The following is a 14,968-nucleotide window of genomic DNA, read 5'->3' as shown; positions in this document are numbered from 1 at the left end:
CGGCAGCCATGCAGACCCACATCGTCCCGGTCGGCTTCGACTACGACCGGCTGATTGCGCCGCTGGTCAGAGACCAGCTCGATGTCGACCGCGTGATTCTCCTTGAAGGGGCGGTCGGCAGTGAGGCCAACGTCGAGTACTCGCGGAACCTCGCAGACAAGCTTCAGAAGGACTTTACGAACCTGCTCGGGGCCGAAACTGAGGAGTACCTCGTCGAGGATGTCTACGACTACGACGCCGCCTTCGAGCAGGCCTACGACCTGATTAACGGCGAACTCGACACCGGCAGCGAGGTGTGGGTCAACGTCTCGGCGATGCCCCGGACTGTCTCGTTTGCGTTTGCGACAGCGGCTCATTCGATTATGGTAGAACGCGAAGGAGACCGCGACCGCATCCACACCTACTACACGGTTCCCGAGAAATATCTCGAAACGGAGTTGGCCGAGGAACTGCGCGCACAGTGTTCGCTTCTCGAAGATGTCCTCGAAGACGACGTCGAAGATGAACGAATCGAAGAGCATCTCGACGTTGCCCGCGACCTCCTGGAAGAGTTCGACGAGCGCGGGACGACAATCGGCGCAAAGCAGTTCGGCGATAGCCACATCATCGAACTCCCGGTCGCTTCGTTTTCGAACGTCAAACCGTTCGAGGAGCTCATTCTGTTCACGCTCGGCGAACACGACGAGTTTGAGTCCGTCTCGGAGCTCGCCCAGACGCTGGCCCGTGAACTGGGCGAAGAGTACACCGACTCGTTCCGTTCGAAGGTCATCTACAACGTCGACCGGCTCGGCCCGGGCGGAAAGGGTTACATCGAACAGGAATCCCACGGCAAGTCCTACCGGACGCGGCTTTCCCGTATCGGCGAACTGTGGGTTCGCTCCCACGCTGACGAATCCGACCTGTAGCGGCCGCATGGCTCAGCCCCCGCGGTTCGCTGCGAGGGCCGACTCAGGCAGCCGTTGACCGTTGTCTGAGCGTTGCGACGTGGGTCGTCAACGCGAGATACACCGAGACAACGAACAGCAGGACGGCTCCGGCTGCCGCGACACCGAGGGCATCGGCCCCAAGGAACATCGCCGCCTCGCGGTCCGCCGGCAGGAAGGTGTGATGGAGGTCGCCGCGAACCGGGATGAAATAATCGACCGTCGTGTCGACGCCGTACCACAGCGTTGCGGCTCCGACTGCCCACGGCGAGAAATCGCCGATACGGTGGAGCAGAAACGCCTGTGCCACCATCGCGGCGTGGCTCCAGATGAGGAACTGCCGCATCGCCGGATGGAGGTAGCTGAACTGCTCCCAGAAGGCCAGATGGACCCAGACCGTCCAGCCGCCGAGGATGATGTTGCCGAAAAACGCCAACGCGATGAGCCACTGCTGTGGACGGCCGAGCTTCCACGACGCCAGCGCCAGCGCCATGAACAGCGTCGCCATCGGGCTGTCGGGGACGAACACCCACATTTCGACGGGCGTCTGTGCGAGCTGCGGGCTATAATAATAGAAGCCGAACGCGGTGCCGGCGAGGTTGACGGCGACGACAAGCCACGCGAGATTGAGCGCGAGATTCTCGAGTGCCGCCGGCAGCGGCGCGAGGTACCACGGCAGGTCGTCGCGGGGTACGTCCGATTCCAGGTACCGGCGGAGGTTCATGCCCGAGGCTCCGTTTCCATCGACAAAAACCTCCCCGTCCTCTTTCCGGAACAGCGTCGGGGGGAACGACACGCATTAAATACGTCCAGCCCCTAAAATCCGTCATGAGCAATACGGACCTCGAAGAGCTCCGTCGCGGGACGGACCTTGTCAAGCGCGGCTTCGCGAAGATGCAGAAGGGTGGCGTCATCATGGACGTTGTCACCCGCGAGCAGGCCCGCATCGCAGAGGACGCGGGTGCGGTTGCGGTGATGCATCTCGAATCCGTTCCCGCAGACATCCGCAAGCGCGGCGGCGTCGCGCGTATGGCTGACCCGGGCGGGCTCGAAGACGTCATCGACGAGGTCTCGATTCCAGTGATGGGGAAGGCCCGAATCGGCCACACCGCCGAGGCACAGATTCTCGAGGCGACCGGCGCAGACATGATCGACGAGTCGGAAGTCCTGACGCAGGCCGACGACCGCTACCACATCGACAAACGGGAGTTCACCGCGCCGTTCGTCTGCGGTGCGCGGAACCTCGGTGAGGCCCTCCGACGCATCGACGAGGGCGCGGCGATGATTCGCACGAAGGGCGAGGCCGGTACCGGCGATGTGAATCAGGCGGTCACCCACCAGCGGAACATTCAGCGCTCCATCCGGAAGCTCTCGGGGATGGACTACGAAGAACGCGACGAATGGGCCAGAGAACACGGCGCCCCCCGCGAACTCGTCCACGAGACCGCCGAGATGGGCCGGCTTCCGGTCGTCAACTTCGCCGCCGGCGGCATCGCGACGCCCGCCGACGCCGCGTTGATGATGCAGCTCGGCTGTGACGGCATCTTCGTCGGCTCCGGTATTTTCGGCGCGGAGAACCCACAAGCGATGGGCGAGGCGGTTGTCGCGGCGGTCAACAACTACGACGACCCCGAGACGCTCAAAGAAATCGCCAAGTCGCCCGGCAAGGGCATGAAGGGGCAGGCCAACGAGACGCTGCCCGAAGAAGAGAAGCTGCAGGACCGCGGCATCTGAGGAGCTTCCCGCACGAACCTGCCGACCCGACCGCTTTTTTAGCCGCGCGACGTGACCGTAGCTATGCGCCGTCGACTACTCGCTGTGGGTACACTTGTCGCTGCTGTGGCGACGCTCGGGAGCCTCTATTTCAGCGACGTCGCCGGCTTTGTTCCCTGTGACCTCTGCTGGTACCAGCGCATCCTGATGTACCCGCTCGTCGTCGTGTTCGGTGTTGCTGCCGTTGAGAGCCGCGTCGGTGTCTGGCGAACGGCGCTGCCGCTGTCTGGGCTTGGCGTCGTCGTCTCGGCGTACCACACTGCTATCCAGCTTACTCCCGAGACGACCTGCACCGTCGGCGGCGGCTGCACCGCCATCTACTGGCGCGGGCTCGGCGTCTTTACGATTCCGCGATTGGCGCTTGTGGCGTTTCTCCTGCTTGCGGCGCTTTCTGTCGCACTCGCGGTTGTCGAACGGCGTGTCGACGGCTGAACCTCAGAAGAGTTCGGCCCCGCGGCCGATTTCAGTCTTGTAGGCCCGCGCCTCGACGCCGGCCTCCGAGAAGGCATCGAGCATTGCGCTGGCGATGGCGGTGCGGTCGCCCCGATGGCAGGCGGCGATAACCGTTGGACCAGCACCGGAAATCGTCACGCCGGTCGCGCCAGCGTTCTCGGCGGCCGAGCGGACCGTCTCGTAGCCGTTGATGAGCTCAGCCCGCTCGGGTGTGACGATGCTGTCTTCCATTCCGCGGCCGACAAGCGCCGGGTCGTCACGGGCCATCCCGACCGCCAGCGTCGCCGCGTTGCCGACGACGTCGACGACAGCTTCCATCGGAGCCGCTTCGGGAACGACTCCGCGCGCGTCACGCGTCGAGACGACGATTTCCGGCAGACAGGCCACGAGCGGAATCGAGGCATCGACCTGCGTGACGCCGTCTTCGCGGGCGACGGTGAAGCCGCCCATAATCGAGGGCGCGACGTTGTCGGCGTGAGCGGCCCCCGAGACGACCGCTTCGCCCTCTGCGGCTATCGGAACCAGTTCCTCGCGGCTCAGCCCGCGGTCGTAGAGCTCGTTGAGCCCGACAGCGGCCGCTGCCGCTGACGCTGCCGAGGAGCCGAGCCCTGAGGCCGGCCGGACGCCCTTGTCGATCTCGATGTGTGCCGGCGCATCCAGCGCCTCCGCGACCGCGCCGACGGTGTTTTTCTCCGGGTCCTCCGGGATGTACTTGCTTCCGACGCCGGTAACGCGTATCGTGGTGCGGTTGGCCTTCTCGATGCGAAGGATGTCCGCCGGACGTTCGAGCGCCGCCCCGAAGACGTCGAACCCGCTGCCCAAGTTCGCGCTCGTCGCTGGGGCCCGCACCGTTATCATACGCCTCCGTTCCGCTTGGGTCGGGATAAAACCCGACCTTTCGCGCCGTCGGCGGGAAAGAGTCATGTTTTTTACTGTGGGTCACGGGCAGTGTGACATGGCCACAAACGCCTCGACGAGTGGGAGCCTGACCGACGGGCCGGCCAAGACGGCGCTCCCCTCTGAGGTTCCGTACCGTACCCGACTGAGCTGGGAACTTGGAACGCGCGTCATTGAGGACGAAGCGACCGAACGGCGGAGCCACTGGGAGGGGTCCGACGGAACGTGGGAACTGACGGTCTTTGACGCGACAACGACGACGCTCGTCATGCGGGTCCGGACGCCGGTCGGCCGCGAACGCTTCTACGGGGCCGAGATGTCCATGCTGTCGTCGATACACGCCCGACTTGAGGCGGACGTCGACTGGCAGCGAGCCGAGTGAAAAGAGCCAACTGCCGGGACCGCCACCCGCCAGTATGATAGGCATCGTTGGCGGCGGGCTGGCCGGACTGGCCGCCGCCTACCGGCTCCAGCAAGCCGGCCACGAGGTGCGGATTTTCGAGGCCTCGGAGACGGTCGGCGGCCTCGCGGCTACCTATGAGACGGCCGGCGACCCGATAGAGCGGTACTACCACCACCTCTCCAAATCCGAGGAGACGATTGTCGACCTCGCGGCCGACCTCGGGGTCGCCGACCGTATCGAGTGGCGCGTCGGCGAGAACGCATACTACGTTGACGGCGTCTCTCATCCGCTCGATACGCCGTGGGAAATCGCTGCTTACCCGTATCTCTCCGTCTACGACAAGTTCCGGCTGACGATGCTGACGCTCGAAGTCGATGTCCGCGGTGGGCGGCCGCGTCGCGACACCTACGAGTCGCTTGCGGACTTCGAGGACGTTCCCATTCGGGAGTTCCTCATCGAGCACACCACCCGCGGTGTCTACGAGTATTTTTTCGAGCCGCTTCTCGACGCCAAGTTTGGCGACCGAAAGGAGGATGTCTCGGCGGCGTGGCTGCTCGGTCGTGTCAAGTTCCGCGGCGAGCGTGACCTCCTCCGAGGCGAGATACTCGGCTACCTCGATGGCGGCTTCGGCGTCTTCGTCGACGCGCTCGTCGACGCTGTCGGCCGCGAGCACATCGAGACCGGCAGCCGCGTTCGGGAACTCGACTTCGCCGAGACGCCCGACACCACCGGGCGCGGCCCCGTCGAGTCGCTGACCGTCGCCGACGCTGATGGCGACGCTACGACCCACGCGGTCGACGGCGTCGTCGTCGCGACGATGCCGGACGTGCTGGAGTCGCTCACCGGCTATACGTGCGATATCGACTTTCAGGGGTCTGTGTGTGCGGTCGTCTCGATGGACGAATCACTGCTCGACACCTACTGGCTCAACATCGCCGACGACGCGCCCTTCGGCGCGCTCATCGAGCACACCAACTTCGTGCCGGCCGAACGGTACGGCGGCGAGCACCTGCTGTACGTCGCAAGCTACGTCCAGCAGCTTGCAGACGACCTCTGGCAGCGGTCCGACGACGAAATCGAAGCGCTGTGGCTCGATGGCATCGCCGACATGTTTCCGCAGTTCGACCGCGACCGCGTCAACTGGGTTGCTATCTCTCGCAACCCGAAAACCGCTCCCGTGTACGAACGGGGCTACCTCGACATGGTCGTTCCCTACGACCTCACGGACGACGGCGCGCCCGGCGTCTACTACGCCGGCATGGCCTCCCGGGCACAGTACCCCGAACGAAGCCTCAACGGGGCTATTGAGGCTGGCTTCGCCGCCGCCGACGGCGTCCTCGACGCTCGGTAGCGTCGCCGGTCAGTCGGCCTGTGCTTCCTCGTCGTCGACGCCCGGCACCGCTGTCGGGTCGACATCCTCCGGCGGCTCCGTGTCGCCGCCAACGACCGTCTCGCCGTCGGCCGTCTCGACGTATACGTCGTCAGCAAACCCGGCGATTGCGTTCTCGAACGCCGGCTCATCGAGCTTTTCGGGCGTTTCTGGGGCCGACGTGAGACCACCGGCGGGCCGGAACTCCCCGAGCGGGTCGTCGATGGTGATGCCGTGTTCTTGGAAGAACGACTCATAGCGGCGGTAGTGGGGCTCGAGTTCGTCGGCCGGGATCTCCATCATCTCCGTCCAGCCGTGGTTGAAGAAATCGAAGTTCGCCTGGATGTGGGTAATCTCGCGCGCTTCGGCCTCGGTGTAGTCGGCTTCGAGCGCGGCGACGTAGGCGTCTATCGTCGCATCGAAGAGGTCGTCAAGGTGGTCGCGCCGCTCCTCCCGGCGGTCGGCATCGGCTTTGCCCAGGAATATCTTCGTATGGAGTTTGACCAGCGCGTAGTTCGCGGCCCCACGGAGGCCGGGCGTCGTCAACGCCTGTTTCGACGCCCAGTGGCGAGGGTTCTGGTAGAGCTTCATGTGTCCCTCTGTATGCGACGGAACCGTTTCAAACTGCGGGCTTCGGCTGGCCTTTCCAGCGGCAAGGCTGCAGACAAACGGTCGAACACTGGTTTTCGCTGCACCCGTGTTCCTTTCCAGTCGTGTACACAGCCGTCCGTGGCGGCAACGGGCCTGCTGAACGCGTGTCCCGTCGCCGCGGAGATTCGTATAGCAATTCACATTAACCCGGGTATCGTACGCCCGGGCATGTGTGCGTCGCACGTAATCATCGGTGACGGCATTGCCGGTTCTTCGGCGGCCGAGACAATCCGGGAGGAAGACCCGGACGCCGATATTACCGTCATCACGGAGGAGGGGGAGGCCCTGTACAATCGCATTCTCATCAAGGAGTTCGCCAAGGGGAAGCTCCCGGAGGCTCCGGTGTCCATCCACGAACCGGAGTGGTACGAGGAGCGAGACATCGACCTGCGGCTGAACACCGTCGTCACGGGCGTCGACGTTGATGCCCACGAGGTTTATACCCATGACGGCGAGACGGTCGCCTACGATAAGCTCCTCGTAGCGACCGGCGGTACGCCGACGCAGCTGCCCGTCGACAACAGCGACGCCGAAGGGGTCAACCACTTCTGGACCTTCGAGGACGCTCGCGCTATCAAGGAAAACGCCGAGAGCGCTGACTCGGGCGTCGTTGTCGGTGCCGGCCTGCTCGGCATCGACCTCGCGGCCATCTGTGGGGCACAGGGTCTCGACGCTCACTATCTCATGCGGGGCGAAGCGTGGTGGCGCTATGCGCTCTCACAGGACGGCGCGGAAATCATCCACGACGCCCTCGAAGAGATGGGCGTCACGCCCGTCTTCGACTCCGGTGTCGACCACTTCGAAACCGACGACGACGGCCGCGTCACCGCCGCGGTCGACCCCAACGGCGACCGCTTCGAGGCGGAGTTTGCCGGCGTCGCCATCGGCCTCAATTTCAACACCGAGTTCCTGCAAGGAACGGGAATCGAGACGGACAACGGTATCGTCACCGACGAGCACATGCGGACGAACGTCGATGACGTCTACGCCGCCGGCGACATCACGCAGTTCCACGATGTCATCGTCGGGGACCGCGCCCAGAACGGCGCGTGGGGGTCGGCCAAGGAACAGGGCAACATCGCCGGCCAGAACATGGTCGCCGACGGTCCCGAGGCCACCTTCGAGTGGGTGTCGTCGTATTCGATTACCCACTTTGATTTCCCGTTCCTCTCGTTTGGCCATCCGACCCGCGGCGACGAGACAGTCGAGAAGAAATACGACGACGAAACGTGGCGGCGCGTCGCCCTCAAGGACGGCCGCGTCATCGGCGGCGTTCTCATCGGCGACCTCTCGGCGCAGTCGGTGCTGAAAAAGCTCGCCCGCAAGCAAATCGATGTCTCGGACCAGACGGACCTCCTCTTGGAGGAGGGCGTCGACATCGAAGCCTTCGAAGGCGCTGCGACCGCCGACTGACCGTTCCGTCCGCCGTCGCCACGCTGACGGCGACGCACGACGGCTGTTTCCAAAGTGTTTTCTCCGCCCCGGGCGTCCCCCAAGAGTATGAACGGCGGCGGCTCATCAGACATGACGCTCGCGTTCGAGCTGGAAGCACTCAAAGAACTCGAGGACCCGGAAGCGGTGTTTTCCGACGCCCGCTCGTGGAGCGAGTACGTCGGTGTTATCTCGGAAAAACCGACCTACGTCGTGACGAACTTCACGCGGAAAAACCGCATCCGACAGGACTTCTTCTCGGGCCCCCGGGGCCGTGAGGAGAGCCTCGAGAACGTCGAATCTCAGTTCCAGACCGAACGGCACGTTTTCGTCGGTACTGACGAAGACGACGAAGCGCTTGCCGAGTCAGTCGACTGGGAGTACCTGCCGATAACCGAGGCCGCCGAGGCGGCCGGCTGGACACTCGCCGAAGACGAACCCGAATCGGAGCCGGAGCCGGAGCGCCGCGACGACTGGCCATAACGGACCCATTCGTCCGACGGCCGGCGCTTCTGTCGCTGTCCGATTCGACTATTCTTAAGGGGATGGGGGCCGCGAATCGAACACATGAGTCTCGATATCGGTCAGGCCCTCCGTGAGGGTGCATCCCGAACGGTCGAAAAGAACGGGCTGACGCTCGCTGCCGTGTTCGCGGGCATCGCCCTCCTCACGACCGTGCTGTTCCAGACGCTGACTGTTGGCATCGCGGAGGCAATGTTGGACTTCGTTCAGGAGCTATCGGCCGAGGAGATGCAGGAGGCCGGCATGAGCGAAGCGGAGTTCGAAGAAATGACGGCCGAACTAGAGGCCGCCGCCGAGGAGTTCCGTGACACGGCCCCGCTGGCGCTCGGCCTCCCTGTTGGTGCCGCCGCTGGCGGACTGCTCGTGCTCGCGCTGGTTCACGAGGCGGCGCGTCTCATCGCGGTCCGCGTCTTCGCGACCGATAGCTCCGATGAGGTTACGAGCGACCTCGTCACCGACAACATCCTGCTGGCGACGCTGAACGGCTTCATCGGCGGTATCGTCGTCTGGGGACTGATTATCGTCGGGCTCGTCTTCATCATTATTCCGGGTATCATCCTCGCCGTGCTGTTCTACTTCCTCCGGCAGGAAATTGCCCTCAATGACAAGAACTTCGTGCAGGCGATGGCCGACTCCTGGCGAATCACCAAGGGCCACCGCATTGAGGTGTTCCTCATCGGATTCATTGTTGTCCTTGTTTCGCGGCTTGAAGAGATATCCTCCACCGCTGTCGGTGTCGTCTCAACGCCCGCGGGCGCGGTCGCAGCCGCCATCGTCGGTGGTCTGCTCGCCGCCTTCGGGACCGCCGTCGTGACTCGTGCGTACGTCCAAATAAACGACGACGATGCCAGCGACGCTGACGTAGACGAGACGACTGACGATATCGAAGACGACCCCTACGACGCCGCGCTCGGCCCGGACGACCTCTCACGGTAGCCGTCTCCGAACGCTGTTTTTAACCCGTTTCCGTCCCTGTTCGAAGCAATGCCAACGCCGCGTGTCCCCGGCGACGACGGCACAGACCGGCTCGAACTCCCCTGTGGGGAGTCGATACACCCCCACGACGTCGACATGGGCCTCCGCGAGCTGTCGTGTGACTGCGGTGAGACCCACGCTGTCGTTGTCGATGTCCATCCCGTCTCGCGGTTCGTCCCCGAGGAGACCGTCGACGTCCTCGAAGCGACAATCGAGACCGACGACGACTTTCCGACGTTCGGAATGGCACACGTGATGGGAATGGTGTTAGAGGAGTTTCCCGACCGGGTTGCCGTCGCCGACTGTGCCGACGACGGTGTCGTCGGCTACGCGCTGCTGTGGGTGACTGACTTCGACGCCCGCCGCCTGCACGAAATCGTCGTCGAACTGCTCGTCGAACTGATGGACCACGCGGTCGGCCACGCTGACGACGAGACGGCCGCGGAGTTCCAGCAACAGCTATCGGCGTTCGATGTCGAGACGTTCGTCGAGGAGTACCGCCGCGAGCGGGAGTTCGAAACCGAGGCCGACCGCCCGGCGTAGTCGACAGCGTCTGACACCGCCCGGAACGGCACCCGGACCCGTCACCGGGTTCTCCGCCGTGGTGTATGACATGCGTCTGACGGGAAATTATGGTAGTTGGTGCCATACGTACGACCATGCGCATACGCCGGGGGGAGTTCGAGCGAATCCGAACGGTACTAGCGGAGGCTGACCCCGACGAGCCGTTGACAGCGCGCGAGATACTCGATTTGCTCGACGAGCACGGCGAATCGTTCGACAGCGCCCACCGCGTCGCAACGGTGCTCGGGCGGGAGGCTGACGCTGGCCCTATCGAAGTCGTCGACGGCCAGCCCTACCGGTACCGGCTCGGAGAGGAAGCCAGGTGAGCGCGGGCGGCGACGACGTCGCCAAGGCCGCTGCCGGTTCGAAATTCGTATTCGAGTTACGAAATCCGCACCCTTTCGCCGGGCTTATTACGATGTGCGAACTCCGGTCGAGTAATGCCAGACGAGGACCGCACTATCCTACTTATCGGCAGCGGACCGATACAGATCGGACAGGCAGCCGAATTCGACTACTCCGGGGCACAAGCGTGCCGCGCGCTCCAGGAGGAGGGCGCCCGGGTCGTCCTCGTCAACTCCAATCCGGCAACCATCATGACCGACCCGGAGATGGCTGACAAGGTCTACGTCGAGCCGATCACGACCGATGCCATCGCCGAGGTCATCCGGAAAGAGGACCCAGACGGCGTCATCGCGGGGCTGGGCGGCCAGACAGGGCTAAACGTCACCGCCGAACTCGCCGAGGAGGGCGTTCTCGACGAGCACGGCGTCGAGATTATGGGGACGCCGCTCGATACGATTTATGCGACCGAGGACCGCGACCTCTTCCGCGAGCGGATGAAGGACATCGGCGAGCCGGTCTGTCGCTCGGAGACCATCTCCTCGATGGACGAAGTCGAAGACGCCGTCGAATCGGTCGGCGGCCTTCCGGTCATCGCCCGCACCGCCTACACGCTCGGTGGCTCCGGCTCCGGCGTCGTCGACGACATGGAAGAGCTCCGCGAAATCGCCCGCAAGGGCTTCCAGCTTTCCCGGAACCACGAGGTCCAGATTACCGAATCCATCGCCGGCTGGGTCGAACTCGAATACGAAGTGATGCGGGACGCCGACGACTCCTGTATCATCATCTGTAACATGGAGAACATCGACCCGATGGGTATCCACACCGGCGAGTCGACGGTCGTTACACCCTCGCAGGTTATCCCTGATGAGGCCCACCAAGAGATGCGCAATTCGGCGCTGAAAGTCATCCGCGAACTCGGCATCGAGGGCGGCTGTAACATCCAGCACGCGTGGCGCGACGACGGCACGCCGTCGGGTGAATACCGGGTCGTCGAGGTCAACCCACGCGTCTCGCGGTCCTCCGCGCTGGCTTCCAAGGCGACCGGCTACCCCATCGCTCGTGTGACCGCAAAGGTCGCAATGGGCAAGCGCCTCCACGAAATCGAAAACGAAATCACCGGCGAGACGACCGCTGCCTTCGAGCCCGCAATCGACTACGTCGTCACCAAGGTCCCGCGATGGCCGAAGGACAAGTTCTCCGATGTCGAGTTCGAGCTCGGCCCGGCGATGAAATCAACCGGGGAGGCGATGTCAATCGGTCGGACCTTCGAGGAGTCGCTTCTGAAGGCGCTTCGCTCCTCGGAGTACGACCCCGCCGTCGACTGGAGTGAGGTCGACGACGACGAGCTTGCGGCCGACTATCTGGAGACCCCGACGCCCGACCGCCCCTACGCGATCTTCGAGGCCTTCGACCGCGGCTACACCGTCGACGAGATTCACGACCTGACTGGTATCTACGACTGGTATCTCGAACGGTTCGGTCGCATCGCCGAGGCTGCCGACGCCGCACAGGACGGCGACTTCCAAGCGGCCGCCGACAAGGGCTTTACAAACCAGGAAATCACCGCTATCGCCGGCGGCGAGTTCAACGACACCCACGCCTCTTGGATTCCCTCGGAGGTCCGCGAGGCCGACGAGGAAGACGGCCAGCAGGTCGAGACGGACGGCGCGGGCGTCACCATCGACGATGTCGACACCGAGACCTCCGACCGGACATTCAAGCAGGTCGACACCTGTGCCGGCGAGTTCCGTGCCTCGACCCCGTACTACTACTCCGCGCGCGAGCCACCGACGGGGCAGGGCGCAAGCGAGGTCCAGGTCGACCGCGAGGCCGAAAGCGTCGTTGTCGTCGGGGGCGGTCCCATCCGTATCGGGCAAGGCGTCGAGTTCGACTACTGTGCGGTCCACGCCGTCCGCGCGCTCCGCGAGGAGGGCATCGACGCACACGTCGTCAACAACAACCCCGAGACCGTCTCGACGGACTACGACACCTCCGACGGCCTCTTTTTCGAGCCGATTACGGCCGAAGAGGTCGCCGACATCATCGAGGAGACCGACGCCGATGGCGTGATGGTCCAGTTCGGCGGTCAGACGTCGGTCAACGTCGGCGAACCGCTGGAAGACGAACTCGAACGCCGTGGACTGGACTGTGACATCATGGGCACGTCCGTCGAGGCGATGGATCTGGCGGAGGACCGCGACCGGTTCAACGCCCTGATGGACGAACTCGGAATCAGCCAGCCGGAGGGCGGCACCGCCACCAGCAAAGCGGAGGCGCTCGATTTGGCCCACGACATCGGGTACCCGGTGCTTGTGCGTCCCTCCTACGTGCTGGGCGGCCGCGCAATGGACGTTGTGTATTCCGACGCGGAACTCGAAGAGTACATCGAGGAAGCCGTCCGCGTCTCCCCCGACAAGCCGATTCTCGTCGACGACTTCCTCGCCGATGCCGTCGAACTCGATGTCGATGCGGTCTCCGACGGCGAGGACGTCATCATCGGCGGCATCATGGAGCACGTCGAGGCCGCCGGTGTCCACTCCGGCGACTCGGCGTGTATGATTCCGCCGCGGTCGCTCTCGCAGGACGTCCTCGAACGCGTCCGCGAGGTTACGCTTGATATCGCCCGCGGGCTCGATACGGTCGGTCTGCTGAACGTCCAGCTTGCTGTCCGTGACGGCGAAGTGTTCGTCCTCGAGGCGAACCCACGTTCCTCACGGACGGTCCCGTTCGTCTCGAAGGCGACCGGCGTTCCGATCGCGAAGCTGGCGGCGAAAGTCATGGCCGGCCAGTCGCTCGAGGAGCTTGCAGCCGAAGAGCAGATTCCCGAGCACGTCTCCGTCAAGGAGGTCGTGCTGCCGTTCGACCGCCTCCCCGGCAGCGACCCACGACTCGGCCCGGAGATGAAATCGACCGGCGAGGTCATGGGGACGGCCCGCTCGCTCGGCAAGGCCTACCAGAAGGCCCAGTCGGCGACCGGCACGCCGCTGCCGACTGCGGGCACCGCACTCGTCGACCTCGAAACGCTGGGCGGCATGTCCCAGCAGGACGAAGATATCACCGACATCCGCGAGGGTGCGGAACGTCACTACGAGGTCACGACGCCCGACGACTACGACGACCTCACCGGTGCGCTCCGCGACGGCGATATCGATATCATCTTCTCCCGTGACCGCGACACGCTGGAGGTCGCCGTCGAAGAGGAAATCGCCTACCTCTCGACGGTGCCGAGCTCGCGCGCCACCATCGAGGCCATCGAGACGAAAGACGAGCCGCTTGACGTGATGGCACTCTCCGAGCGACCCACAGAGCAGCGCAAGTGGGGCTACTGACCGACACAGCACCCCGAACTACTGCCTCGCCACCCTGTCGTGGCAGGCGCTGACACGCCTCGTTTTCCCGGTTTCGGCCGTCTCCGTTGAGGTACTTTCAAGAACCACGGCGGCTAACCTTCGCGGAGAGATGAACATCGCAGACATCGCCACCAAGGATTACGCCCAGGTGGACGCCGACGAGCGACTCGGCAAGGTACGGTCGGTTTTCGAGCAGGACAACCCCAAAGGCATCGTCGTCACCAACGACGGCGACTACGAGGGAATCATCACCGAGCGCCAACTGCTGCAGTCCCACGTCGAGGACGACGCGAAGGCGAACGTGCTGACCCGGAGCAACGTTCCGCAGGTCAACCGCGAAGACGGCGTCCGCGAAGTCGCGCGGATGCTCGTCGAGGGCGACACCAAGGTCGCTCCCGTCTTCGAGCACGGCGACCTGTGGGGGGTCATCACCGACAACGCAATTCTCAACGCGGTTCTCGACAACCTTGACGTGCTCACCGTCGACCAGATTCACACCGAGGAAGTCGTCACGCTCCGCGAGGACGACACGCTCGGCAAGGCCATCAACCACCTCCGCGAGAACGCCATCTCGCGGCTGCCAGTCGTCAACGACAACGGCAAGCTGACCGGGATAATTACAACCCACGATATCGCCGATTTCGCCGTCCGGAAGATGGACCGCCAGCGGACCGGCGACCGCCGCGGCGACACCGAGCGAATGCTCGATTTGCCGGTCTACGACGCGATGAACAGCCCTGTCCAGACGATATCGGCCGAGGCGTCGGTCCGCGACGCCGTCGAGCGGATGTTCGAAAACGACTTCGGTGGTCTCGTGGTCACTCCCGATGACAACGACGAGTTCGTCGCCGGCATCCTCACGAAGACGGACGTCCTCCGTGCGCTGACCTACACCGAAGAGGAAAGCATGGACGTCCAGATTACGAATATCGGCCTGCTCGACGGTATCAGCCGCGAGGCCGTCCGCGAGTCCATTACCGAAGTCGCTGACAAGTACAAGGACATGCAGGTCCACCACGCCCACGTCCGCTTTACGGAACACAAAGAGCGGATGCGCGGGACGCCGCTCATCTACTGCCAGATTCGGCTCCGGACGAACCGCGGGCAGATCGCCGGCTCCGGCGAGGGCTACGGTTCGAAAACGGCCTTCCGCGTCGCTGTCGACAAGCTTGAACGGAACGTCCTCGAACTAAAGGGCATCCGCGCTGACGAGGAGTACAAGGGCCAGCTCCTGCGGAAGCTCAACGAACTGTAGCCGGCGCCGCTTTCTTTTCCCTTTTGAGGACGCCGTAGCCGCGGACTCGGACTGACA

General features: G+C 64.1%; 15 protein-coding genes. 12 read left to right on the top strand and 3 right to left on the bottom strand.

Annotation, left to right across the window (positions count from 1 at the left end):
- Window positions 1-8: 8 nt before the first annotated feature.
- Window positions 9-905 carry an HFX_2341 family transcriptional regulator gene (locus NP_RS11190; protein WP_011323972.1) on the top strand — a complete coding sequence of 299 codons (897 nt, stop codon included), beginning with the start codon at window positions 9-11 and terminating at the stop codon, window positions 903-905.
- 43 nt (window positions 906-948) lie between these two features.
- Here NP_RS11190 and NP_RS11185 read toward each other — a convergent pair whose 3' ends face one another.
- A complete protein-coding gene (locus tag NP_RS11185; protein WP_011323971.1) occupies window positions 949-1,647 on the bottom strand; it encodes a DUF1405 domain-containing protein in 699 nt (232 codons plus the stop codon).
- A gap of 104 nt (window positions 1,648-1,751) precedes the next feature.
- Here NP_RS11185 and pdxS point away from each other — a divergent pair, with 104 nt between their 5' ends.
- Both pdxS and NP_RS11175 read left to right on the top strand, forming a co-directional pair.
- Complete coding sequence (gene pdxS, locus NP_RS11180) at window positions 1,752-2,657, top strand: pyridoxal 5'-phosphate synthase lyase subunit PdxS (RefSeq protein WP_011323970.1); 906 nt, start codon at window positions 1,752-1,754, stop codon at window positions 2,655-2,657.
- Window positions 2,658-2,720: 63 nt separating this feature from the next.
- Complete coding sequence (locus NP_RS11175; RefSeq protein ID WP_011323969.1) at window positions 2,721-3,128, top strand: disulfide bond formation protein B; 408 nt, start codon at window positions 2,721-2,723, stop codon at window positions 3,126-3,128.
- A gap of 3 nt (window positions 3,129-3,131) precedes the next feature.
- Here NP_RS11175 and NP_RS11170 read toward each other — a convergent pair whose 3' ends face one another.
- Entirely contained in the window at window positions 3,132-4,007 is an 876-nt protein-coding gene (locus NP_RS11170) for a homoserine kinase (protein ID WP_011323968.1), read from the bottom strand.
- Window positions 4,008-4,104: 97 nt separating this feature from the next.
- Between NP_RS11170 and NP_RS11165 the strand changes: the two genes are divergently transcribed.
- Together NP_RS11165 and NP_RS11160 are read left to right on the top strand one after the other, a co-directional pair.
- Window positions 4,105-4,428, top strand: coding sequence for a hypothetical protein (locus tag NP_RS11165; protein ID WP_011323967.1), 324 nt, complete (start codon window positions 4,105-4,107; stop codon window positions 4,426-4,428).
- A gap of 34 nt (window positions 4,429-4,462) precedes the next feature.
- Window positions 4,463-5,800, top strand: a complete 1,338-nt coding sequence (locus tag NP_RS11160) for an NAD(P)/FAD-dependent oxidoreductase (RefSeq protein ID WP_011323966.1) — start codon at window positions 4,463-4,465, stop codon at window positions 5,798-5,800.
- A 9-nt stretch (window positions 5,801-5,809) separates the two neighbouring features.
- On the opposite strand, the gene NP_RS11155 is transcribed toward NP_RS11160, so the two are convergent.
- The gene (locus tag NP_RS11155) at window positions 5,810-6,409 is read right to left on the bottom strand and encodes a DUF6149 family protein (protein WP_011323965.1); all 600 of its coding nucleotides are present in this window, start codon (window positions 6,407-6,409) and stop codon (window positions 5,810-5,812) included.
- Between the two features lie 228 nt (window positions 6,410-6,637).
- On the opposite strand from NP_RS11155, the gene NP_RS11150 reads away from it, so the two are divergent.
- The 7 genes from NP_RS11150 to NP_RS11120 all read left to right on the top strand — a co-directional run bounded on the left by NP_RS11150 (window position 6,638) and on the right by NP_RS11120 (window position 14,911).
- Window positions 6,638-7,882: an NAD(P)/FAD-dependent oxidoreductase gene (locus NP_RS11150; protein ID WP_011323964.1), complete on the top strand. Its 1,245-nt coding sequence runs from the start codon at window positions 6,638-6,640 to the stop codon at window positions 7,880-7,882.
- A gap of 87 nt (window positions 7,883-7,969) precedes the next feature.
- Window positions 7,970-8,383, top strand: coding sequence for a DUF7124 domain-containing protein (locus NP_RS11145; RefSeq protein WP_011323963.1), 414 nt, complete (start codon window positions 7,970-7,972; stop codon window positions 8,381-8,383).
- 84 nt (window positions 8,384-8,467) lie between these two features.
- Window positions 8,468-9,358 carry a hypothetical protein gene (locus NP_RS11140; protein ID WP_011323962.1) on the top strand — a complete coding sequence of 297 codons (891 nt, stop codon included), beginning with the start codon at window positions 8,468-8,470 and terminating at the stop codon, window positions 9,356-9,358.
- 48 nt (window positions 9,359-9,406) lie between these two features.
- A complete protein-coding gene (locus tag NP_RS11135; RefSeq protein WP_011323961.1) occupies window positions 9,407-9,940 on the top strand; it encodes a DUF5815 family protein in 534 nt (177 codons plus the stop codon).
- Between the two features lie 116 nt (window positions 9,941-10,056).
- Entirely contained in the window at window positions 10,057-10,287 is a 231-nt protein-coding gene (locus NP_RS11130; protein WP_193763572.1) for a hypothetical protein, read from the top strand.
- Between the two features lie 114 nt (window positions 10,288-10,401).
- The gene (gene carB / locus NP_RS11125) at window positions 10,402-13,635 is read left to right on the top strand and encodes a carbamoyl-phosphate synthase large subunit (protein ID WP_011323959.1); all 3,234 of its coding nucleotides are present in this window, start codon (window positions 10,402-10,404) and stop codon (window positions 13,633-13,635) included.
- 130 nt (window positions 13,636-13,765) lie between these two features.
- Window positions 13,766-14,911 carry a CBS domain-containing protein gene (locus NP_RS11120; RefSeq protein WP_011323958.1) on the top strand — a complete coding sequence of 382 codons (1,146 nt, stop codon included), beginning with the start codon at window positions 13,766-13,768 and terminating at the stop codon, window positions 14,909-14,911.
- Window positions 14,912-14,968 lie beyond the last annotated feature (57 nt).

The sequence above is a fragment of the Natronomonas pharaonis DSM 2160 genome (assembly GCF_000026045.1).
GTDB classification, from domain to species: Archaea; Halobacteriota; Halobacteria; order Halobacteriales; family Haloarculaceae; genus Natronomonas; species Natronomonas pharaonis.
Note: the sequence above shows the minus strand (reverse complement) of the source record. Positions and strands in the feature narration are given on the sequence as shown.